At 63.5% G+C, this 20,323-nt stretch carries 22 protein-coding genes and 1 pseudogene; 11 read left to right on the top strand and 12 right to left on the bottom strand.

All coding sequences use genetic code 11. The features are described from left to right. Positions 1–60: 60 nt before the first annotated feature. Both F2982_RS05405 and F2982_RS05400 read left to right on the top strand, forming a co-directional pair. Positions 61–378 carry a metalloregulator ArsR/SmtB family transcription factor gene (locus F2982_RS05405; protein WP_246777514.1) on the top strand — a complete coding sequence of 106 codons (318 nt, stop codon included), beginning with the start codon at positions 61–63 and terminating at the stop codon, positions 376–378. Positions 379–382: 4 nt separating this feature from the next. After that, complete coding sequence (locus F2982_RS05400; RefSeq protein ID WP_203429488.1) at positions 383–841, top strand: SRPBCC family protein; 459 nt, start codon at positions 383–385, stop codon at positions 839–841. Positions 842–1,173: 332 nt separating this feature from the next. Here the strand turns inward: F2982_RS05400 and F2982_RS05395 are convergent, their stop codons facing one another. Both F2982_RS05395 and F2982_RS05390 read right to left on the bottom strand, forming a co-directional pair. Continuing rightward, entirely contained in the window at positions 1,174–2,424 is a 1,251-nt protein-coding gene (locus F2982_RS05395) for a class I SAM-dependent RNA methyltransferase (protein WP_203429487.1), read from the bottom strand. Continuing rightward, positions 2,421–3,167, bottom strand: a complete 747-nt coding sequence (locus F2982_RS05390) for a TlyA family RNA methyltransferase (RefSeq protein WP_203429486.1) — start codon at positions 3,165–3,167, stop codon at positions 2,421–2,423. Before F2982_RS05390 ends, F2982_RS05395 begins: the two co-directional genes overlap by 4 nt. A gap of 122 nt (positions 3,168–3,289) precedes the next feature. Here F2982_RS05390 and F2982_RS05385 point away from each other — a divergent pair, with 122 nt between their 5' ends. Both F2982_RS05385 and F2982_RS05380 read left to right on the top strand, forming a co-directional pair. Beyond that, entirely contained in the window at positions 3,290–4,297 is a 1,008-nt protein-coding gene (locus F2982_RS05385; RefSeq protein ID WP_203429485.1) for a DUF4424 domain-containing protein, read from the top strand. Between the two features lie 215 nt (positions 4,298–4,512). Beyond that, positions 4,513–6,456, top strand: coding sequence for a methyl-accepting chemotaxis protein (locus tag F2982_RS05380; protein WP_246777513.1), 1,944 nt, complete (start codon positions 4,513–4,515; stop codon positions 6,454–6,456). 196 nt (positions 6,457–6,652) lie between these two features. Here the strand turns inward: F2982_RS05380 and F2982_RS05375 are convergent, their stop codons facing one another. Then, the gene (locus F2982_RS05375; RefSeq protein ID WP_203429483.1) at positions 6,653–7,519 is read right to left on the bottom strand and encodes an AraC family transcriptional regulator; all 867 of its coding nucleotides are present in this window, start codon (positions 7,517–7,519) and stop codon (positions 6,653–6,655) included. 168 nt (positions 7,520–7,687) lie between these two features. Between F2982_RS05375 and F2982_RS05370 the strand changes: the two genes are divergently transcribed. Further along, a complete protein-coding gene (locus F2982_RS05370) occupies positions 7,688–8,425 on the top strand; it encodes an SDR family oxidoreductase (RefSeq protein ID WP_203429482.1) in 738 nt (245 codons plus the stop codon). A gap of 2 nt (positions 8,426–8,427) precedes the next feature. After that, the gene (locus tag F2982_RS05365) at positions 8,428–8,757 is read left to right on the top strand and encodes an Atu4866 domain-containing protein (RefSeq protein WP_203429481.1); all 330 of its coding nucleotides are present in this window, start codon (positions 8,428–8,430) and stop codon (positions 8,755–8,757) included. 164 nt (positions 8,758–8,921) lie between these two features. On the opposite strand, the pseudogene dxs reads toward F2982_RS05365, so the two are convergent. Together dxs and F2982_RS05355 are read right to left on the bottom strand one after the other, a co-directional pair. Then, a pseudogene (gene dxs / locus F2982_RS05360) lies at positions 8,922–10,837 on the bottom strand (1-deoxy-D-xylulose-5-phosphate synthase). Between the two features lie 103 nt (positions 10,838–10,940). After that, positions 10,941–11,864, bottom strand: coding sequence for a pirin family protein (locus tag F2982_RS05355; protein ID WP_203429480.1), 924 nt, complete (start codon positions 11,862–11,864; stop codon positions 10,941–10,943). Positions 11,865–11,976: 112 nt separating this feature from the next. Between F2982_RS05355 and F2982_RS05350 the strand changes: the two genes are divergently transcribed. Beyond that, the gene (locus tag F2982_RS05350; protein ID WP_203429479.1) at positions 11,977–12,267 is read left to right on the top strand and encodes a DUF6516 family protein; all 291 of its coding nucleotides are present in this window, start codon (positions 11,977–11,979) and stop codon (positions 12,265–12,267) included. Continuing rightward, the gene (locus tag F2982_RS05345; protein WP_203429478.1) at positions 12,264–12,614 is read left to right on the top strand and encodes a hypothetical protein; all 351 of its coding nucleotides are present in this window, start codon (positions 12,264–12,266) and stop codon (positions 12,612–12,614) included. Before F2982_RS05350 ends, F2982_RS05345 begins: the two co-directional genes overlap by 4 nt. A 5-nt stretch (positions 12,615–12,619) precedes the next feature. Here the strand turns inward: F2982_RS05345 and F2982_RS05340 are convergent, their stop codons facing one another. Further along, on the bottom strand, positions 12,620–12,871 hold the full coding sequence (locus F2982_RS05340; RefSeq protein WP_025582353.1) for an exodeoxyribonuclease VII small subunit: 252 nt from the start codon (positions 12,869–12,871) through the stop codon (positions 12,620–12,622). Positions 12,872–12,873: 2 nt separating this feature from the next. Further along, a complete protein-coding gene (locus F2982_RS05335) occupies positions 12,874–13,809 on the bottom strand; it encodes a histone deacetylase family protein (protein WP_203429477.1) in 936 nt (311 codons plus the stop codon). Between the two features lie 163 nt (positions 13,810–13,972). Here F2982_RS05335 and F2982_RS05330 point away from each other — a divergent pair, with 163 nt between their 5' ends. Then, the gene (locus F2982_RS05330; protein WP_203429476.1) at positions 13,973–14,374 is read left to right on the top strand and encodes an acyl-CoA thioesterase; all 402 of its coding nucleotides are present in this window, start codon (positions 13,973–13,975) and stop codon (positions 14,372–14,374) included. Here F2982_RS05330 and F2982_RS05325 read toward each other — a convergent pair. Genes F2982_RS05325 through F2982_RS05315 form a run of 3 tightly spaced genes read right to left on the bottom strand, consistent with a single transcriptional unit; the run spans position 14,371 to position 16,241 of the window. Continuing rightward, positions 14,371–14,934: a biotin transporter BioY gene (locus F2982_RS05325; RefSeq protein WP_112712947.1), complete on the bottom strand. Its 564-nt coding sequence runs from the start codon at positions 14,932–14,934 to the stop codon at positions 14,371–14,373. The two genes, F2982_RS05330 and F2982_RS05325, sit on opposite strands and share 4 nt — an antisense overlap. Positions 14,935–14,958: 24 nt before the next feature. Next, the gene (locus tag F2982_RS05320; protein WP_203429475.1) at positions 14,959–15,567 is read right to left on the bottom strand and encodes an energy-coupling factor transporter transmembrane protein EcfT; all 609 of its coding nucleotides are present in this window, start codon (positions 15,565–15,567) and stop codon (positions 14,959–14,961) included. Next, positions 15,567–16,241: an ABC transporter ATP-binding protein gene (locus tag F2982_RS05315; protein WP_203429474.1), complete on the bottom strand. Its 675-nt coding sequence runs from the start codon at positions 16,239–16,241 to the stop codon at positions 15,567–15,569. Before F2982_RS05315 ends, F2982_RS05320 begins: the two co-directional genes overlap by 1 nt. Before the next feature lie 98 nt (positions 16,242–16,339). On the opposite strand from F2982_RS05315, the gene F2982_RS05310 reads away from it, so the two are divergent. Together F2982_RS05310 and F2982_RS05305 are read left to right on the top strand one after the other, a co-directional pair. Next, a complete protein-coding gene (locus tag F2982_RS05310; RefSeq protein WP_203429473.1) occupies positions 16,340–17,530 on the top strand; it encodes a winged helix-turn-helix domain-containing protein in 1,191 nt (396 codons plus the stop codon). 259 nt (positions 17,531–17,789) lie between these two features. Continuing rightward, the gene (locus tag F2982_RS05305; protein WP_199626294.1) at positions 17,790–17,999 is read left to right on the top strand and encodes a KTSC domain-containing protein; all 210 of its coding nucleotides are present in this window, start codon (positions 17,790–17,792) and stop codon (positions 17,997–17,999) included. Between the two features lie 29 nt (positions 18,000–18,028). On the opposite strand, the gene ribB is transcribed toward F2982_RS05305, so the two are convergent. Continuing rightward, entirely contained in the window at positions 18,029–19,132 is a 1,104-nt protein-coding gene (gene ribB / locus F2982_RS05300; protein WP_112712939.1) for a 3,4-dihydroxy-2-butanone-4-phosphate synthase, read from the bottom strand. Positions 19,133–19,143: 11 nt separating this feature from the next. Beyond that, positions 19,144–20,241, bottom strand: coding sequence for a chorismate synthase (aroC, locus tag F2982_RS05295; RefSeq protein WP_203429472.1), 1,098 nt, complete (start codon positions 20,239–20,241; stop codon positions 19,144–19,146). Positions 20,242–20,323: the final 82 nt, after the last annotated feature.

Genomic DNA, 20,323 nt, shown 5'->3' with positions numbered 1-20,323 from the left:
AGGCAGCCGCGGATGCATATAGTTAGGTGTATGCCTAACCAATCACATGCACTCGATCTGATGTTTCAGGCGCTGGCCGATCCGGCGCGGCGCAGCATGGTCGATCGCCTGTGCAAGGGGCCGGCCTCCGTCAAGGAACTGGCGGAGCCGCTCACCATGGCCCTGCCTTCGGTCCTGCAGCACCTGCAGATGCTGGAAGCGAGCGGCCTGGTGAAATCGGAAAAACTCGGCCGCGTGCGGACCTGCCGCATAGAGCCATCGGCGCTGCGCTCGGCCGAAAGCTGGATCAACGAGCGCCGCACCCATTGGGAGCGCAGCCTCGACAGGCTGGGAGAATACCTGAAAGCCAACCCGGAAATGCCAGAGGTAGAGGAGTAAGCGCATGTCTGAATACAGCACCGTCCATTCCACCTTCTCCGTCGAGCGCACTTACGAAGCCTCGCTCGCCCGCGTCTTCGCCGCATGGTCGGATCCGAAGGCCAGACTGCAATGGGAAGCAATCGGCGACAACTTCACCACCACTTATACGCAGAACGACTTCCGCGTCGGCGGCCGCGATGTCAGCAAGTTCGATTTCGGCAAGAGCGACCAATACGTCGCCGACGCCCGCTACGAGGATATCGTCAAGGACCGCCGCATCGTCTACGCCTACACGATGTCCCACAACGAGCGCCGCATCTCCTCGTCGCTGACGACGATCAGCCTGACGCCGGTCGCCGAGGGCACCCATGTCGTGCTCACCGAACAGATCACCATCCTCGACGGCGGCGACAAGGTCGAATACCGCCAGGCGGGGATCGAAGGCCAGCTGGATCAGCTGGGCACCTTCCTGGCAGGTTAGCCGGTGGCTTGATGAGGGGCTGTCTACGAGTTGAAGATGCCTGCGGGGAGGCGGGCATTTTTGTCTTCCATCCAGGCCTTTGCGGCCTTCCCTTCTCCCCTCGGGGAGAAGGTGGCCCGAAGGTTTCAGGCGCAACTTGTTGCGCCGGGGATGAGGGGGCCGCATCCCGCAGCATCTCCCTCATCCCTGTGCTTGTCACAGGGATCCAGTGTGCCCCAGTCTTGGGGCGCGAGAGACTAATCCCAGCGTCAAATGTCTGCCGAGTCATTCACGGCGCAGACGCGCCGTGGCTGGATTCCTGTGACAAGCACAGGAATGAGGGAGGCGGAGAATTACTTCTCCAGCGTCGCCACCACTTCCACATGCGCCGTCCACAGGAACTGGTCGATCGGCGTGACGCTGGTGATGCGGTAGCCGCCTTCGATCAGGATCGCGAGATCGCGCGCCAGCGTCAGCGGATTGCAGCTGACGGCGACGACCTTCTTGACGGCTGAGCGCGCCAGTTCCTGCGACTGGAACTCGGCGCCCGCGCGCGGCGGGTCGAAGACAACGGCGTCGTAATGCTTGAATTCCGCGGTCATCAGCGGGCGGCGGAAGAGGTCGCGCTTCTCGACGCTGACCGGCTTCAGCCCCTGCGCCTTGCGGGCGGCGTGATCGAGGGCGGCGAGCGCGTTGTCGTCGCCTTCGACCGCATGGACGCGGCCGATGCGGGCGAGCCGGAGCGAGAATGTGCCGGAGCCGGCGAAGAGGTCGGCGATGCGCTTGGCCTTGCCGACATGGGCAACGACGAGCTCCGCCATCGCCTCTTCGGCAGGCTTCGTCGCCTGGGTGAAGCCGCCGGCCGGAGGCGAGACCTGCACGCCGCCGAAATCGACCACCGGCTTCTGCGGCTCGACGAGGATTTCGCCGTTCAGCGAGACGCGGGCGATGCCGCGCATGCCGAGCACGGTTTCGACGGCCTTGCGGCGCTGCTGGTCGGGAAGCTTCTTGATGCCGTCGACGGCGAGGTCGAGACCCGAAAGCGTCTCCAGCACCGAAATGCGGAAGGCTTCGGCATTCGTTGCCATCGCCGCGCCGATCGCCTTGATCGCCGGCAGCCGGGCCATGATCCCCGCCGACGAGATCGGACATTCCTCGATCGCGACGATATGGTGGCTTTCGGCCTGGTTGAAACCGATCAGCATGTCCTTCTCGGTCTTGCGCGCCGCGAAGACGACGCGGCGGCGCTCGCCGGGATGGGCGGCAACGAGTTCGCCGACCTCGGCATCGATCCCCTGCGATTTCAGCGCGTTGACCACCAGCTGCCGCTTGAAGGCGCGGTAGGGCGCGTCCGAAAGATGCTGCAGCGTGCAGCCGCCGCAGGTGCCGTTGACGCCGTCAGGGCCGAAATGGCGGCAGGCCGGCTCCTGCCGGTCCGGCGAGGCCTTGGCGATCGACATGATCGTGCCCTGGTTTTTGACGCGCGCGATCGCGACCTCTTCGCCCGGCAGTGCGAAAGGCACATAGATCGCGCCATCCCTGCCTTCGGCGATACCGTCGCCCTGTCCGCCGAGTTTCTTGATCGTGACTGTTTCGGTGCTCACGGCTTTATTCCTGCAAGTAGATATTCCTGATTGCCGTCGCCGCCCGCAATCGGCGAGGCGATGAGGCCGAGGCTCTTCCAGCCCATGTCTTCGGTAAACCAGCGCTCCAGCTCTGCGGCCACCGACGGCGCCGAGGAGGGGTCTTTCAACAGGCCACCCTTGCCGATCGCCTCGCGGCCCGCCTCGAATTGCGGCTTGACCAGAAGGGCCGCCTTGGCGCCCGGCTCGGCGATGTCGAGTGCCGGGGCAAGCGCCAGCTTCAGCGAAATGAACGAGACGTCGGAAACCAGGAAGGTCACCGCATGGCCGATATCGTCGGCCGTCAGATTGCGGGCGTTCAGCCCCTCTATATTCGTCACGCGCGGATCGGCCGAAATGCGCGGATGCATCTGCCCGTGGCCGACATCGATCGCCGTCACATGCGTGGCACCGCGCTCCAGCAGCACTTCCGTAAAGCCGCCGGTCGATGCGCCGACGTCAAGACAGTGATGGCCGGCCGGATCGAGCCGGAAGTGATCGAGCGCCGCCGTCAGCTTCAGTGCGGCGCGCGAGACGTAATCCTGCGCCGGATCGTCGATTTCGATCTCGGCCGTTTCGGCAAACAGCGCGCCCGGCTTGGTGACGACCTTGCCGCCCACCTTCACGGTGCCGCGGTCGATCGCATCGCGCGCCCGCGAGCGGCTGGCAAAAAGACCGAGGCTGACGAGCAGCTGGTCGAGACGTTGTGGGTTCTGATCGGACATTGGCAGTCCATGACTGGCAAAACCCGCGCTTGCAAGCCTTTTGTTTGTGCCGCCGCCGTTGACGCCCGCCGGCACCCGGCGATAATTCCGGCTCCGGTCATGGGGTAGGGGAGTGAGACGGCATGCCGATATCGAGAAGCGTGGCTCTGATCGCCGCCGTCCTGACCGCTGCCCCGGCGCTCGCCAACGATACGATGGCCGAGCTGAAAACAGGCGGCCTGACCTTCATCGAATCCCCTGACGTCAGCATGGAGAGCGAGGCGCTCTTCATCTCGGCCAAGGAGGTGCGCGTCGATTACGTCTTCGAAAACAGCGCCGGCAAGGATGTCGAGACCCTCGTCGCCTTCCCGATGCCGGATTTGCCGGGCCATGTGGAGAGCGATATCGCCATCGCCGATTCCGGCAAGGACAATTTCCTTGATTTCACGGTGATGCAGGACGGCAAGCCGATCTCGCCGACGTTGCAGCAGCGGGCGATCGCCGCCAGCATCGACGTCACCGATGACCTGAAGGCGCAGAACATTCCGCCGCTCCCTTATGCCGAAGGCACGGCCGCAGCGCTCGAAAAGCTCCCCGACGCGGTCAAGCAGGACTGGCTCTCCCGCGGCCTGCTCTACGACGACGTCTATGACAATGACGGCAGCGGCATGAAGCATCACATGACGCCGCTCTGGACGCTGCGCTCCACCTACTGGTGGAAGACCGTCTTTCCGGCCAGGGCGAAGGTGACAGTCTCGCATCGCTACACGCCGAGCGTCGGCGGCACCGTGGCGATCAGCTTCCTGGAGGAGGGGCAGGCCAAGGGCGATCGCTTCGTCGAATATAGCAGCCGCTACTGCATGGACGGAGGCTTCGTCAAAACGGCGCAGAAACTTGCGAAGGCTGAGACGGATGGCGGCGCGAACTATACCGAAAGCTGGATTTCCTACATCCTGAAGACCGGCGCCAACTGGAACGGCCCGATCAAAAGCTTCAAGCTGACGTTGGATAAGGGCAATGCGAAGAACCTCATCAGCTTCTGCGGTACCGGAGTGAAGAAGACCGGCCCGACGACCTTCGAGATGACGGCCACCGATTTCTGGCCGGAGCGCGACCTAGATATCCTCATCCTCAATGCGCCGGAAGAATAGCGCCACCCCTATTTGTGCGGCGCAAACTTAAGCAATTTTAAAGTGGCGGCCACTAGGTTGGGGCCGATTGCAGCGGTTCGCCTGAATCGCTTCCGCCATGATGGCACGCATTTCCCTGCCCGCAGTTCATGTTGTCTCGATTTCCAAAACATGTGGCCGTACCTCCCAGCGGCCGCGTTTTTTGCCGCGCCGATTATTTGCCAGGAGAATTACCGGTGTTCGCCAATATCTCACTCAAGGGGAAGCTCGCGGCGACGTTCGCAGCCCTCATCGTCATTTTCGTTGCCGTCTCGTCCTTCGTCTATATGAAGGCAAACGCCTCCGCTGAGGCCTCCGCACAGCAGGAAAAATCCGAGCTGCTCGTCAACCAGGTAGACGACGCGCTGCAGGCCATGCTCGAGCAGGCCGTCAATCTGCGCGGCTTCATCCTCTTCCGCTCCGACAGCACCTATGGCGATATCTTCGCCAACCGCGAGCGCATGCTCAAGGCGATTGCCGCCGCCAAACAAACCGCTGCCGGCGAGCCTGAAATCCTCGACATGATCGACGGCATGCAGAAGGCTGCCGACATCTATTTCCATGAGCTCGCCGAGCCGCAGGCCAAGGCCCGCAAGGAAACCGAAACCCCGATCGCCGATGTCGTCAAGATCGGCGTCAACGCCACCAAGGGCCAGCTCGACGGCTTCCGTCAGGCTTCCGCCAAGATCAAGGCTGCCGCCCGCGACAAGTCCGCGTCGCTCGCCGCCATCCAGGCCGATGCCGATAGCGACCTCAACAGCACGCTGCTCTTCGGTGGTATCGGCGCCTCGCTCGCCGCTGCCGTTCTCGCATGGCTGTTGTCGCGCGCCATCGTCCAGCCGATCATCGGCATGACGACGGCGATGAGCCGCCTTGCCGACGGCCATCACAATGTCGACGTTCCCGCCCTCGACCGCCGCGACGAAGTTGGCCGCATGGCCCAGTCGGTTCTGGTCTTCAAGGATGCGGCTGCTGAAAAGCTCCGCCTTGCTGGCGAAACCGACCGCATGCGCAGCGATGCCGAGCGTCAGCGCCAGTTCTCCGACGAGGAGAAGGCCCGCGAAGCCGCCGACATCCGCTTCGTCGTCGATGGCCTGGCAACCGGCCTCTCGAACCTCGCAAACGGCGATGTCGCAAGCCGCATCACCACGCCGTTCTCCGCCCAGTTCGACGGTCTGCGCACCGACTTCAACAATGCCGCCGGCAAGCTGCAGGCGACCCTGCAGTCCGTTGGCCGCAACGCTTCGGCGATCAATGCCGGCGCCGGTGAAATCCGTTCCGCCGCCGATGATCTCGCCCGCCGCACCGAGCAGCAGGCCGCAGCCGTCGAAGAGACCGCAGCAGCCCTCGAGCAGGTCACGACCACCGTTCGCGACAGTGCCAAGCGCGCCGAAGATGTCGGCCAGCTGGTCGAGCGCGCCCGCCTCGGCGCCGAGCGCTCCGGCGACGTCGTCCGCAAGGCCGTCACCGCCATGGAGCAGATCGAGAAGTCCTCGGGCGAGATCGGCAACATCATCGGCGTCATCGACGACATTGCCTTCCAGACCAACCTGCTCGCGCTGAACGCCGGTGTCGAAGCCGCGCGTGCCGGTGAAGCCGGCAAGGGCTTTGCCGTCGTTGCCCAGGAAGTCCGCGAACTCGCCCAGCGTTCCGCAAACGCCGCGAAGGAAATCAAGGCGCTGATCAACACCTCAGGCGAGCAAGTCAGCACCGGCGTTTCGTTGGTCGACCAGACCGGCAAGGCGCTGGCCGAAATCGTCACCGAGGTTCAGGAGATCAACCGCCACGTCGGCGCGATCGTTACCGCCACTCGCGAACAGTCCGTCGGCCTGCAGGAGATCAACACTGCGGTCAACAACATGGACCAAGGCACCCAGCAGAACGCCGCCATGGTCGAGGAACAGACGGCCGCCAGCCACTCGCTGGCCCAGGAAGCTGCATCGCTGGATGCCCTCCTGCACCAGTTCAAGCTCGGTGCCGCCGCAGCCGTTGCTGTCGCCCCGCGCGCCGCCATCGCCCAGCCGGCCTCCCGCCCGGTCGCCTCTCCGGCCCGCGCACTGAACAACCGCGTCGCCAGCGCTTTTGGCGGCCGCGCTGCAACGGCCGCTGCTGTTGTGCAGGAAGATTGGGAAGAGTTTTGAGACTAGCCTGATTATCTAAGATGGGGCCTCCGAAGGAAACTTCGGGGGCCTTTTTTTGTTTTGGGCGTTTGCGGGTGTGGCCCCTCATCCGGCTGCCGCCACCTTCTCCCCGAGGGGAGAAGGGACGTTGCCGCAAGCTCGAGTTCCCCTCTCCCTTGGGGGGAGAGGGCAGGGTGAGGGGCTCCAGGCATGAAACCTACCCCGCCACCACCCGCATCCGCTCCACATCCCGCCGCGGCGGCACGCTATGCACGCGCACATAATCCCGGCTGAATTGCGAAGGGCTATCATAGCCCACCCGAAAGGCCGCCGTTAGCCCCTCGGTCACCATCAGCCGCCGCGCCTCCTGCAATCTGAGCTGCGTGCGAAACTGCAGCGGGCTCATCGCCATCACCGATTTGAAATGCTCGTAGAAGGTCGAGGCGCTCATGCCCGCCACCGAGGCGAGATGCTCGATCGCGAAGGGCTCGCTGAAATTCTTGCGGATGAAATCGACGGCCCGGCCAATCTGGTTCAGCCGGCTTTCGCGATTGGCGATCTGCCTCAGCAGCGGCGCCTGCGGGCCGCGGATCAGGCGGTAGAGCATCTCGCGCTCGATCATCGGCGCCAGAACACCGGCATCCTCGGGCGCATCCAGCAGCTGCAGCATCCGCACGGCCGCATCGAGCAGCTCCGGCGTCGAAGCGCTGACGCCGGCTGCCGCGCTCTCATTCGCCTTGCCGTTCGCCGCGGGCATCAGCTCCGCCAGCATGCCGCGATCGAGCTGCAGCCGCATGCAGAGATAGGGCCGGTCGGCGCTCGCCTCGACGACGGCGCCGATCACGGGCAGGTCGACGCCGACGACGAGATAGTGGGCGCTGTCATAGACATGCACCCGGTCGCCGACCACGGCGCGCTTGCGCCCCTGCGCGACGATGCAGCAGGAGGGCTCGTACATCGTGTGGATCGGCTCTGTTTTCGCCGAGGATCGTATGATCCCGACGCGCGGCAGGGCGGTGTCGAAGCTGCCGTCGGTTCCGGCATGGCGATCGATCAATTCTGCAAGCTGGGCAATCTTTTCCATGGGAGCAGCATGAACGGCAGCGGCGAAAATGCCAAGCCGTGACGCACCGCTTCCGGAAGATCGTGCAAGAAATCCGGAGAAGCCTGCTACCGGCCGATGCCATCAGGGAGCCATCTTCTGCGGGGCCGCGATTGGCGGCCGTCACAGTCACAGCATGAGGAAGAAGACATGACCGGCATCCAAGGCAAGACAGTTCTGATCACTGGCGCCAGCAGCGGCATCGGCGCCGCAACCGCCCGCGAACTCGGCGCCGCCGGCGCCAGGCTCGTCATCGGCGCAAGGCGTACCGACCGGCTGGAGGCGCTCGCAACCGAGATCCGCAATCAAGGCGGCACCGTCGAATTCCGCGCCCTCGACGTGACCGACCGCGCCGATATGGAGGCCTTCGCCAAGGCGGCGATCGATGCCTTCGGCCGCATCGACGTGCTCGTCAACAATGCCGGCGTCATGCCGCTATCGCTGATGTCGTCGCTGAAGGTCGAGGAATGGGACCGGATGATCGACGTCAACATCAAGGGCGTGCTCTATGGTATCGCGGCCGTCTTGCCGATCATGAATGCGCAGGAAAGCGGCCAGATCATCAACGTCTCCTCGATCGGCGGTCTCGCGGTGTCGCCGACCGCGGCGGTCTATTGCGCCACCAAGTTTGCGGTGCGGGCGATTTCGGATGGCCTGCGCCAGGAAAACCGCAAGCTCCGCGTCACTTGCATCAATCCCGGCGTCGTCGAATCCGAACTCGCCAGCACCATCACCGAGCCCTTCGCGAAGGATGCCATGGCCACCTACCGCGCCATCGCGCTGAAGGGCGATGCGATCGCCCGCGCCATCCGCTTCGCGATTGAGCAGCCCGACGACGTCGATACCAACGAGATCACCATCCGCCCCACCGCCAACGCGGCGATCTGACCATGCGCGGGCTCTCTCTGATAACAGGCGCCGCCCTCTGCGGCGCCACCCTTGCCTTCGCCAATGACCAGGAGACGACAATGCAGCCCCATCCCTATATCGGCATGTGGATCACCGCCGACGGCCATATCCGCCAGGAACTCCTGCCGAACGGCCGCTACGACGAAGCCCGTGGCACCCGCAAGAGCGCCTACCAGGGACGCTACGAAGTGACCGGCGACCATATCGAATATTGGGACGACACCGGATTCACCGCCGACGGCGATTTCGTCGATGGCAATGTCCTGTACCATGGCGGGATGATTTTCTATCGGGATGGGAAGGTGGAGTAGCTCTCAAGTCGATGTCGTGCCCGCGGCCCCCTCATCCGGCCCTATGGGCCACCTTCTCCCCGCGGGGGAGAAGGGATCGGAGACATTGCGGCAATTGCCTTCTCCCCTCGGGGAGAAGGTGCCCGAAGGGCGGATGAAGGGGCTCCGGGTAGGGAGTTTCAGACTTACCCCGCAACCCCAACCGCAACTGTGCGGCCAAGCGCCTTGAACACCGTCGAGACGATCCCGGCGCGATCGAGCCCTGCATGGGCATTCATCGCCTCGGGCTTCGCCTGCTCCATCCAGATATCGGGCATCACAAGCGAGCGAACCTTCAGGCCGTTATCCAGCAGGCCTTCCATCGCCAGGAACTGCATCACATGGCTGCCGAAGCCGCCGACGGAGCCTTCCTCGATGGTGATGAGGATTTCGTGGTGGGCGGCCAGCTGGCGGATCAGGTCGTGGTCGAGCGGCTTGGCAAAGCGCGCGTCGGCAACGGTGGTCGACAGACCGGCCGCATCGAGATCTTCGGCGGCGAGCAGGCTGTCCGCAAGGCGCGTGCCGAAGGAGAGGAGAGCGACCTTGGTGCCTTCCTTGACGATCCGGCCCTTGCCGATCTGCAGGATTTCGCCGCGAACGGGCATTTCTACGCCGACACCTTCGCCGCGCGGATAGCGGAACGAGATCGGACCGGCATCATAGGCAGCGGCCGTGCGCACCATATGCTTCAGCTCCGCCTCGTCGGCCGCCGCCATCACGACGAAGCCCGGCAGTGCCGCCAGGAAGGTCGTGTCGAAGGATCCCGCATGCGTCGGCCATCGGCGCCGACGAAACCGGCGCGGTCGATCGGGAAGCGGACCGGCAGGCCCTGAATGGCGACGTCATGGACGACCTGGTCATAGGCGCGCTGCAGGAAGGTGGAATAGAGCGCCGCAAACGGCTTGTAGCCTTCGGCGGCGAGACCCGCCGCAAAGGTCACCGCATGCTGCTCGGCAATGCCGACATCGAAACAGCGGGCCGGATAAAGGCTTGCCAGCTTGTCGAGACCGGTGCCGTTGGGCATGGCGGCCGTGATGCCGACGATCTTGTCGTCGAGCTCGGCTTCCTGCACCAACGCTTCGGCGAAGACGCTCGTATAGCTCGGCGCATTCGGCTTCACTTTCGCCTGCGCGCCGGTGATGACATCGAACTTGTTGACGCCGTGATACTTGTCAGCGGCAGCTTCCGCCGGCGGATAACCCTTGCCCTTCTGGGTCACGACATGGATCAGCACCGGACCTTCGGCATGATCGCGCACATTGCGCAGCACCGGTAGGAGGTGCTCGAAGGAATGACCGTCGATCGGGCCGATATGGTAGAAGCCCATCTCCTCGAACATCGTGCCGCCGGTCACGTAGCCGCGGGCATGCTCAACGGCGCGGGTAATCGCGCGGTCAACCTTCTTGCCGAGATAGGCCGTCAGTTTCTTGCCGAAATCGCGGAAGCCCATATAGGTGCGCCCGGAGGCGAGGCGCGCCAGATAGGCACTCATCGCGCCGGTCGGCGGAGCGATCGACATGTCGTTGTCGTTGAGGATGACGATCAGCCGGGCGTCGAGAGCACCGGCATTGTTCAGTGCCTCATAGGCCATGCCTGCCGACATCGCGCCGTCGCCGATGACGGCGATCACGCGCTTGTCGGTCTGGTCGAGCTCGGCGGCGACGGCCATGCCGAGACCGGCGGAAATCGAGGTCGAGGAATGCGCGGCGCCGAAGGGGTCGTATTCGCTCTCGGCACGGCGGGTGAAGCCGGAAAGGCCGTTCTCCTGGCGCAGCGTGCGGATGCGGTCGCGGCGGCCGGTCAGGATCTTGTGCGGATAACACTGGTGGCCGACATCGAAGATCAGCCGGTCGTCGGGCGTGTTGAAAACGCTGTGGATGGCGATCGTCAGCTCGACGACGCCAAGCCCTGCACCCAGATGTCCGCCGGTGCGCGACACGGCGTCGATCATCTCGTCGCGAACCTCGCGTGCGAGCTGTGGCAGCTCGCGGTCATCGAGCTTGCGCAGGTCGGCTGGAAGCTTAACCTGATCGAGCAGCGGTGTCTTCGGCGGTTGTGTCACGGGCGGGCGCTCTTTCTTGTCATTCTCGGAGATGCTTATTCCGATTAAATTGCGGCGAAACAAGTGCGTTTCAATAACCGCAACCGCTCCATTCTAGAGAAGTTCAGCCTTCAGGCAAAGGCACGAATTCCTCTTCATCCCCCGGAACGATGTCGAAACGGCCGGTGCGCCATTCTTCCTTGGCCTTCTCGATCCGCTCTTTCGACGACGAGACGAAGTTCCACCAGATATAGCGCTTGGAATTCAGCGCCGCACCCCCGAAGAGCATCAGGTGACAGCCGTCCGCGCCTGCCTCCAGCGTGATCGCATCGCCCGGCCGGAAAACCAGCAGCTGATCGGCCGCAAACCGGTCGCCGGCAATCACCACCTCGCCGGAGAGAACGTAGACGGCGCGCTCTTCATGCGCAGCACCGAAGGGGAATTTCGCTCCCGGCTGCAGGCTGATATCGGCATAGAGCGTATCGGTGAAAACCTTCACCGGCGACTTCAGCCCCTCGAAGGAACCGATCACCACGCGCCCGGTCACGCCGCCATCGTCGATAACAGGCATGTCGCCCTTTTCGGTATGGGTGAATTCCGGGTTCATCTCTTCCTTTTCATCGGGCAGTGCCAGCCAGGTCTGCAGCCCTGACATCGCCAGCGGATGTCCGCGCAGGTTGTCGGGCGTGCGCTCCGAATGCACGATCCCGCGCCCTGCGGTCATCAGGTTGATATCGCCCGGCCGGATCACCTTCTCGGTGCCGAGGCTGTCGAGATGGCGGATCTCGCCGTCGAAGAGATAGGTGACCGTCGAAAGCCCGATATGCGGATGCGGCTTCACATCCAGCGCCTCGTCGGGCCTGAGGATCGCCGGCCCCATCCGGTCGAAGAAGATGAACGGCCCCACCAGCCGCCGCTGCCTGGTCGGCAGTGCGCGCCGCACCTGAAACCCGCCGATATCGCTGGTGCGCGGAATGATCAGATTCTCGATCGCATCACAGGCAAAGGCATCGCCGGGCAGGGGATCTTTACCGGGGAAGAAGGACATGGCGGTTCTCCAAGCGGGATTTGCCGCCAACCTAAACAGTTCGGTGAGGCGGTGGTAGCGAAAGTTTCTATGTCGCTTGACGACATATGTCATGTGGTGACATATTTATGCGATGAAAGCCGAGCGCGTCATTCGCGAACGCATCGTTTTCGGTGACGGCGCGATACTCGAAATGAAGGTCTGGCGTGTTCCCGTGCAGGTGCCCGGCTCCAGGCACATGCTGAAATACTCGCTTTTCTATGGCAGCCCAGGCGAGCGGCTGATTGGCTATGACAACGAGCGCGGCAAGGGCGACCATCGCCATTATGGCGAGCGCGAAGAAGCTTACACCTTCGTCTCGATCGAGCAGATGCTTCTGGATTTTCAGGCCGACGTCGAAAGGCTGAGAGGAGAACGGATATGAGCAAGGATATCGAACTGCATATCGGCGGCTCCTTCGCGGACGCGGCCAAGCGCGTTGCCGATGCCTGGCATAGAGCCGAAGCAGGCGAGGCGGTCTCCGAGGATCATCTCACCTTCGTTGGCTGGGACGCCTTTTCGCGCACGATGACGGCCAAGCGGCTGGAGCTGCTGCGTCACCTCCACCGGCATCCGCAGACGAGCATTTCGGCACTGGCGAAAAGCCTGAAGCGCGATTATCGCCGGGTGCACGAGGATGTCGAAATTCTCTCCGAAGCCGGACTGATCGAGCGGGACGGAAACGGTCTGCGCACCGGCTATGACGAAATCAGAACGGTGATCGCCCTCTAGGCCAATCAAGCCCCGTCGAGAGGCTCCACACCCTGCGGCTTGCCCGAGCGGTCGAGGCGGATCTTCTCGATGCGGTTTTCCGCCGCTGAGAGCAGGGTTTCGCAATGCTTCTTCAGCGCTTCGCCGCGCTCGTAGATCTCGATGGATTCGTCCAGCGCCACGTCGCCGCGTTCGAGACGGGCAACGATGCTTTCGAGTTCGGCCACGGCCTTTTCGAAGGAAAGACCTGAAACCTCAGGCTTGGCGCTGTCAGTCATACTCAACCCTTCATCAATCGAAGCACATGCAGCCCGGCCGATTCGGCTAGACCTTCGAGATCATAGCCGCCTTCCAGCAGGCTGACGACCCGGTTGGAGGCGCTTTTGTCGGCTATCTCCAGCAATCTTCCGGTTGCCCAGTCGAAATCCTCGCCGACGAGATTGATCTGCGCCAGGGGATCGCGGTGATGGGCGTCGAAGCCGGCGGAGATAATGATCAGGTCCGGCCGGAAGCCGTTGAGCGCCGGCAGCACGCGGGACTTGAAGGCCTCGCGGAAATGGTCGCTGCCGACATTCGGCGAGAGCGGCGCATTGACGATCGTGCCGTGCTTGCCGCTTTCGTCCTTGGCGCCGGACCCGGGATAAAGCGGCATCTGGTGCGTCGAGCAGAACAGAACCGAGGGATCGTCCCAGAAGATGTCCTGCGTGCCGTTGCCGTGATGCACGTCCCAATCGACGATCGCGATGCGCTCGGCGCCGTAGCGCTTCTGCGCATGGCGGGCGGCAATCGCGGCATTGTTGAAGAAGCAGAAGCCCATCGCCTTGTTCTTCTCGGCGTGGTGACCGGGCGGACGCGCCGCGACGAAGACATTGTCGGCCTTGCCGGTGAAGACGTCGTCGACGGCAGCCATCGCTCCGCCGACGCCGGTCAATACGGCCTGCAGGCTCTTGGCGCTGGCATAGGTATCGGCTTCCAGCTGGTTGATTTCGCCTTCTTCTTCCGGGATCTGCCGCATCACGGCGAAGAGGTGCTCTTCGGGATGGGCCAGCAGCACCGCGTCCTCATTGGCCTGCGGCGCCTCCTTGCGGTCCAGCCGCTCGAAATTCGGATGGCCGAGCGCGACATTGATGGCGCGCATGCGGTCCGGCCGCTCCGGATGGCCGTCCGGCGTGACATGTTCGAGGAAGATCGGATGTTCGTAAAGACGGGTGCTCATGGCGAAATACTTATCCTCTGGCCCTGTCATGATCCACAGCAGATGGTGCTGAGGCGGGCTATTTCAACAGACACATGCTGTCGCAACCACGTCACTGCAAGCGTTTACTTCACCTCCGCCCGGGCCTAGTCTTGCTCGTGATGGCAGGGGGAGCCGGCAGACGATGGTGAAGGCAGCGCGCTCGAACAGAGAGCAGATCCGCATTCCGTTCCGTGACGTGGACATGAACGGGCAGATGTTTCTCGCCTCGTACATCTCCTATGCCGAATCCGCGCTCGCCGGTTTCTGGTCGATGCGGCCGGAACTCGCCGATGAGCCGCTCTACATTGCCTGCAAGGTTTCCTGCACGCTGCACCGCCCGCTGCGATACGAAGAGGACGCGGTCTTCACCGCCGCCGTCGACAAGATCGGCCTGAGGTCCGTCGGCTTCGTGGTCGCCGTTGATGCGGATGGAGAGCGTGCCGCCGAAGTGGAGATCACCTGGCAGGCCCGCAGCCGCGAGATCGGCGAGCCAGTCTCGCTGCCTGAAGAGACGCGCGACTGGCTCTACACGTTTCTCGATTAGGCGCGAACCGGCAGCAGCGGATAGCCGACCATGACGGCACGGCCGACGAGGGCTGCGACGAAGGCCTTGGCGACATCGCCGGGCACGAAGGCCATGGAGCCGACAAAGGCCTGCTCGAGGCTGACACCACCGGCAATCGCCAGATAGATGATCCCGAAGGCATAGAGAACGACGATCCCGCCGATCATCGCCGACAGGAAGAAGCCGACGGTCTGGACGAGACCGGACTGCTCGGCCTTGACGAGACGCTCGCTGAGATAGCCGGTCGTGAAGGCGGCAAACAGCCAGCCGATCAGGAAGCCGGTGGTCGGCGCCGCAAAGGCGGCAAGCCCGCCGCGGCCGCCCGAAAGAACCGGCAGGCCGATGGCGACGAGCACCCAGACAATCAGCACGGCGATGGAGCCACGGCGCGCGCCGAGCACGACACCGGCCATCATCACGCCCATCGACTGCGCGGTGATCGGCACCGGGATGAAACCGAGGGTGATCGGCGGCAGGATGCCGAGCGCCACGATGATCGCGGCGAAAAGGGCAGACAAGACGAGGTCGCGGGTGCTCATTATGGGCTCCGTGTTTACGATCGGTTAACTGACATGCCGCCGAATGCCGCGCGCGTCAATCGCCGCGGCAATGTTATCCGCATCTCTGAGGGTGAGGATGATCAGCGGCGCAAGCAGCGTCACCGGCCGCACCTTGATGCCGCGCGCCGCATGCGCTTCCTTGATCGCCTGATAGCGGCCGAGGATTTCAGGCACGAAACGCACGACAAGCCCGACGGCGAGACCGACATCATTGGCCTGCACCAGCCCGATCCGCTCGAGCGGCCGCGCCAGCAGGGTAATCTCGTCGATGAACTCGGCAATCGTGGTCGTGGCGGTCACGGCCGCCGCAAAGAACATCAGCGATGTCAGCCGCAGCAGCGCCACGACCGCGCCATGCCAGGGATTGAAGGCAAGGCTGAAGAGCGCGACAATGGCGATCGTCAGCAGCACCGGCTTCAGCCGGTCGAGCGCCTGCGCAAGGGGAATGCCGAGCCGGAAATAGACGGCCGCCGTCGCCAGCACCGCCAGCGACAACAGCGCTATGTCGCGCGTCATGAACAGGATGACGCCGAGGATCGCGAGCACCGCGAGCTTGGCACGCGCCGGCAGGCGGTGCATGAAGCTCTCTCCCTCGACATAGAGCGATTGCATCAACCGGCGATCTCCCTGTAGCGCGCGATCGCCTCGGCGGCTGGCGCATCGGCGGCAAGCGTGCCCTCGTGGAAGACCAGCACCCGGCCGAAATCGGCGATCAGTTCGAGATCATGGGTAATGACGATCGCATTTTCCGGCAGCCCCTCGATCAACCGTTGCACCAGCGCCCGGTTCTTGAGGTCCAGCTGGTTCGTCGGCTCGTCGAGGATGAGAATATCAGGCCCGGTGACCAGCACCGCTGCCAGCGCCGCAATCTGCAATTCGCCGCCGGAAAGTTCATGCGCCCGGCGGGGTGCCAGATGCGCCACGCCGAAACGCGAGAGGACGGCTTCTACCTTCGCGTCGATCTCGCCCTTCGCAACGCCGCGGCTCTTCAGCCCGAAGGCGATGTCGTCCTTGACGATTGGCAGGATGATCTGGTTCTGCGGCTGCTGGAAGATGAAGCCGACGTCGGAAAGCGCGCCGCGCTCGCCCGCCGTATCGCGGCCATTGACGAGAACACGCCCCGTCGTCGGCTTGGCCAACCCGTTGATCAGCCGCGCGAAGGTGGTCTTGCCGGAGCCGTTCAGGCCGATGATGCCGATGCGGTTTTCGCTCAGCTGCAAATTCAGCGGTGCCAGCGCCTGGCGCGTACCATAGCTGACCGAAGCCCCTTCGAAACGGATGTCCAAATGCAGTCCCTCATCCTTCTGGCGCTCGCTTCTATAGCGGCGGCGGCAAAAGTGCAAAAGCGGGTGGCTAGGAAGATTTTCCGGCATATGATGCCGTCATGACGAATCTGCTCTCGAATGCCGATGCCCGCCGCGTCTTCATCGCCAAGCAGGGCCTGAGTACTCCGCCCAACCGCGCCTTGACCAAGGACGGGCTTTTGCAGCTCATCCACGATCTTGGCTTCGTCCAGGTCGACAGCATCCAGACGGTGGAGCGTGCCCACCACCAGATCCTGTTCTCCCGCAACCAGACCTATCGCCGCGAACACCTGACCTCGCTGCTGGAGAAGGACGGCGCCCTCTTCGAACACTGGACGCATGACGCCTCGATCCTGCCGAGCAGCTTTTTCAAGTACTGGAAGCATAAGTTCGTCCAGCAGGAGGAGGTCCTGGTCGAGCGCTGGCGCAAGTGGCAGGGGGAGGGCTTCGAACACGCTTTCGAGGAAACCTATGACCGCGTCGTCAAGAACGGCGCGATCCTGGCGCGGGACATCAAGGCCGACGATCATGTCTCCGGCGGCTGGTGGAACTGGCATCCGAACAAGACGGCGCTTGAATATTTCTGGCACACCGGCAAGTTCGCCATCGCCGGGCGCTCGAATTTCCAGAAGATCTACGATCTCGTCGAGCGCGTCATCCCCGACGAGTTCCGCGAGCAGGAAGTCAGCCGCGAGGAATTTGTCGACTGGGCCTGCCGCAGCGCGCTGACGCGTCTGGGCTTCGCCACATCGGGCGAGATAGCGGCCTTCTGGCGGCTGATCTCGCCGGAGGAAGCGAAGGCCTGGGTCACCGCGCATCGCGACGAACTCACCGAGATCATCATCGAACCCGCACTCGGCGGCAAACCACGCCCCTCCTGGGCACTCGCGGAATTTCCGGCGACGATCGCCGACTTCCCCGAGCCGCCCGCCCGCATCCGCGTGCTCAGCCCCTTCGACCCGATGATCCGCGACCGCAACCGCACCGAACGCCTCTTCGGCTTCTTCTACCGCATCGAGATCTTCGTGCCCGAGCCGAAACGCGAATACGGCTACTACGTCTTCCCGCTGCTGGAGGGCGATAAGCTGATCGGCCGCATCGATATGAAGGCGGATCGCAAGAAGGGCACGCTGGATGTGAAGCGTCTGTGGCTTGAGCCGGGTGTGCGGGGCTCCGCCGGACGTCTCGACAGGCTTGCTGCCGAGCTCGACCGCGTCGCCCGCTTTGCCGGCGTGGAGCGCGTAATCCTTGCTGACGGATGGCTCGGGTAGTCAATGCCAATTGATTGAATTTTAAGAAGTTTTTTCGAAATTACTCGACGTTAATCTTGACGCCGGTTTACCATGCCCGTGCCGAACTTGTTAAACACCGTTCCCCTACGATCGGCGCATGAAAACGCACCCTATCAGATACGCCGCATGGTTGGCTTGGAACGACCTGGGCCGCAGGGTCAGGGCTCTGATCCGCAACCGCCGCGACGCCCGTGCCGCGGCGGCCTCAACTGTCTCAATGGGCGAACAGCGAGAGCCGATGAAGCCGGTCGCGGTAAAGTCGGCGCTGATCGACGCGGTTTATTTCAGCCAGCAGGACGGCCGTCTTCGCGTCTGCCTTAGCAACGGCGAGGACCGGACCTTCGAGGGCGTCAACGAGGCGCATGTCATCGCCATGGTCACCTCGCAGTCGCCGGGCAAATATTACATGCGCAACGTCCGCCCCCGCTTCAAGCGTATCGCTGCCTGAGCGCGGGCGTTTAAGCACATCTGCTGTGATCAGCCGAGTTCAGTCTTGGTGATCTTGATCCCAAAACCCTCGAGCCCGACATAGTGCCGCTCGCGGGTGGTCAAGAGCTTGATCGAGGTCACGCCGAGATCCTTCAGGATCTGTGCGCCGAGACCGATTTCCAGCCATTCGCTCTCGCGCGTTGCTGCCTCGGCGTGCGACTCGCGGCCTTGGCTGCGGGCCTTGCGGCCGTTGTCGATATGGCCGACGCCGACGGAGCCTTCGCGCAGATAGACGATGATGCCGCGGCCTTCCTCGGCGATCTTCTGCATATAGTGGTCGACAGGGCTCTTCTTGCCGAACAGGTCCTCGGCGACGTTCTCAGGATGCAGGCGCACCGGAATGTCGATGCCGTCGCGGATGTCGCCGAAGACGACGGCGAGGTGCTGCATCGGATCCCAGGGCAGCGAATAGGTATGGGCCTTGGCCTTGCCGAACGGGGTCTCGATGTCGAAGCTCTGGCCGAGCTCGATCAGCGTTTCCTTGCGCTGGCGGTAGGCGATCAGATCGGCGACCGACACCTGCTTGAGGCCGTGTTCTTCCGCAAAGCTGCTCACCTGGGGGCCGCGCATCACGGTGCCGTTGTCATTGACGAGCTCGCTGATCACACCGATCAACGGCAGGCCGGCGAGCTTGCAGAGGTCGACCGCGGCTTCCGTATGGCCGGAGCGCATCAGCACGCCGCCTTCGCGGGCAATCAGCGGGAAGATGTGGCCCGGGCGGACGAAATCGGCCGCGCCCACATTCGGGTTGGCGAGGTTGCGCACCGTCAGCGTCCGGTCGTCGGCGGAAATGCCCGTCGTCGTGCCGTGCTTGAAGTCGACCGAAACGGTGAAGGCCGTCGTATGCGCCGAGTCGTTTTCGGCGACCATGGCGTTCAGGTTCAGGCGCTTGGCCTCTTCCTTCGGCATCGGCGTGCAGACGATGCCGGAGGTGTGGCGGACGATGAAGGCCATCTTCTCCGGCGTGCAATGCACGGCCGCGACGATCAGGTCGCCTTCGTTTTCGCGGTCGTCGTCGTCCATGACGACAACGATCTCGCCGGCTTCGAAGGCACGGATAGCATCGACGACACGCTTCTGATCGTAAGGCATGGGGGTAATTCCTATTTCAACCGGCCGGTCTGGCCGCGGTCGCGGAGATAGTGATCGGCAATGGCGCATGCAACCATCGCCTCGCCGATCGGCACGGCGCGGATGCCGACGCAGGGGTCGTGACGGCCCTTGGTGCGCACATCGACATTCTTGCCATCGGCATCGATCGACTGGCGCTCGGTCAGGATCGACGAGGTCGGCTTGATGGCGAAGCGGGCGATGACCGGCTGGCCGGTGGAAATGCCGCCCAGGATGCCGCCTGCGTGGTTGGACAGGAACAGCGGCTTGCCGTCATTGCCCATCCGCATCTCGTCGGCATTCTCTTCGCCGGTGATTTCGGCCGCGCCGAAGCCGTTGCCGATCTCGACACCCTTGACGGCGTTGATCGACATCAGCAGCGAGGCGATGTCCTGATCGAGCTTGGCATAGATCGGTGCGCCCAAGCCCGCCGGCACATTTTCGGCCACGACTTCGACGACGGCGCCGACGGACGAGCCGTTCTTGCGGATGCCGTCGAGATATTCTTCCCAGACCGGAACGATCGCCGCGTCAGGCGCAAAGAACGGGTTCTGGTCGACCTGATCCCAATCCCAGTTCTGCCGGTTGATCTTGTGCTTGCCGATCTGGATGAGGGCGGCACGCACCTTCATGTCAGGAACGACGAGACGGGCGATGCCGCCGGCGGCAACACGGGCCGCGGTCTCGCGCGCCGAGGAGCGCCCGCCGCCGCGATAGTCGCGGATGCCGTATTTCACGTCATAGGTATAATCGGCATGGCCCGGCCGATACTGGCGGGCGATCTCGCCGTAATCCTTGGAGCGCTGGTCGGTATTCTCGATCAGCATCGAGATCGGCGTGCCCGTCGAGATCATCGTCTCGCCGTCCTCGTCCAGCATCACGCCGGAGAGCACCTTGACGAGGTCGGCCTCGCGGCGCTGGGTGACGAAACGCGACTGGCCGGGCTTACGCTTGTCGAGCCAGACCTGGAGGTCCTCGAGCTTGAAGCGCAGGCCGGGCGGCGTGCCGTCAACGACGCAGCCGAGGGCCGGCCCATGGCTTTCGCCCCAGGTCGTGACGCGGAAAAGATGACCGAATGTATTATGCGACATGTGGTACCGACCAATGCGCGCCGCACGGACCGTTGCCGGCAGCGCCAACCTTTAGAATTCGGGGTCACTCATAGGCCAAAAA

It is taken from the genome of Rhizobium sp. BG4, assembly GCF_016864575.1.
In the GTDB taxonomy this organism is placed as follows: Bacteria; Pseudomonadota; Alphaproteobacteria; order Rhizobiales; family Rhizobiaceae; genus Rhizobium.
This window is presented reverse-complemented; position numbering and strand designations above follow the sequence as displayed.

Excerpts from the sequence above, each read along its gene's own strand:
- F2982_RS05405 (WP_246777514.1), top strand. The coding sequence starts at position 61 with ATGTTTCAGGCGCTGGCCGATCCGGCGCGGCGCAGCATGGTCGATCGC.
- F2982_RS05400 (WP_203429488.1), top strand. The coding sequence starts at position 383 with ATGTCTGAATACAGCACCGTCCATTCCACCTTCTCCGTCGAGCGCACT.
- F2982_RS05390 (WP_203429486.1), bottom strand. The coding sequence starts at position 3,167 with ATGTCCGATCAGAACCCACAACGTCTCGACCAGCTGCTCGTCAGCCTC.
- F2982_RS05385 (WP_203429485.1), top strand. The coding sequence starts at position 3,290 with ATGCCGATATCGAGAAGCGTGGCTCTGATCGCCGCCGTCCTGACCGCT.
- F2982_RS05375 (WP_203429483.1), bottom strand. The coding sequence starts at position 7,519 with ATGGAAAAGATTGCCCAGCTTGCAGAATTGATCGATCGCCATGCCGGA.
- F2982_RS05370 (WP_203429482.1), top strand. The coding sequence starts at position 7,688 with ATGACCGGCATCCAAGGCAAGACAGTTCTGATCACTGGCGCCAGCAGC.
- F2982_RS05365 (WP_203429481.1), top strand. The coding sequence starts at position 8,428 with ATGCGCGGGCTCTCTCTGATAACAGGCGCCGCCCTCTGCGGCGCCACC.
- F2982_RS05355 (WP_203429480.1), bottom strand. The coding sequence starts at position 11,864 with ATGTCCTTCTTCCCCGGTAAAGATCCCCTGCCCGGCGATGCCTTTGCC.
- F2982_RS05350 (WP_203429479.1), top strand. The coding sequence starts at position 11,977 with ATGAAAGCCGAGCGCGTCATTCGCGAACGCATCGTTTTCGGTGACGGC.
- F2982_RS05345 (WP_203429478.1), top strand. The coding sequence starts at position 12,264 with ATGAGCAAGGATATCGAACTGCATATCGGCGGCTCCTTCGCGGACGCG.
- F2982_RS05340 (WP_025582353.1), bottom strand. The coding sequence starts at position 12,871 with ATGACTGACAGCGCCAAGCCTGAGGTTTCAGGTCTTTCCTTCGAAAAG.
- F2982_RS05335 (WP_203429477.1), bottom strand. The coding sequence starts at position 13,809 with ATGAGCACCCGTCTTTACGAACATCCGATCTTCCTCGAACATGTCACG.
- F2982_RS05330 (WP_203429476.1), top strand. The coding sequence starts at position 13,973 with ATGGTGAAGGCAGCGCGCTCGAACAGAGAGCAGATCCGCATTCCGTTC.
- F2982_RS05325 (WP_112712947.1), bottom strand. The coding sequence starts at position 14,934 with ATGAGCACCCGCGACCTCGTCTTGTCTGCCCTTTTCGCCGCGATCATC.
- F2982_RS05320 (WP_203429475.1), bottom strand. The coding sequence starts at position 15,567 with ATGCAATCGCTCTATGTCGAGGGAGAGAGCTTCATGCACCGCCTGCCG.
- F2982_RS05310 (WP_203429473.1), top strand. The coding sequence starts at position 16,340 with ATGACGAATCTGCTCTCGAATGCCGATGCCCGCCGCGTCTTCATCGCC.
- F2982_RS05305 (WP_199626294.1), top strand. The coding sequence starts at position 17,790 with ATGAAGCCGGTCGCGGTAAAGTCGGCGCTGATCGACGCGGTTTATTTC.
- ribB (WP_112712939.1), bottom strand. The coding sequence starts at position 19,132 with ATGCCTTACGATCAGAAGCGTGTCGTCGATGCTATCCGTGCCTTCGAA.
- aroC (WP_203429472.1), bottom strand. The coding sequence starts at position 20,241 with ATGTCGCATAATACATTCGGTCATCTTTTCCGCGTCACGACCTGGGGC.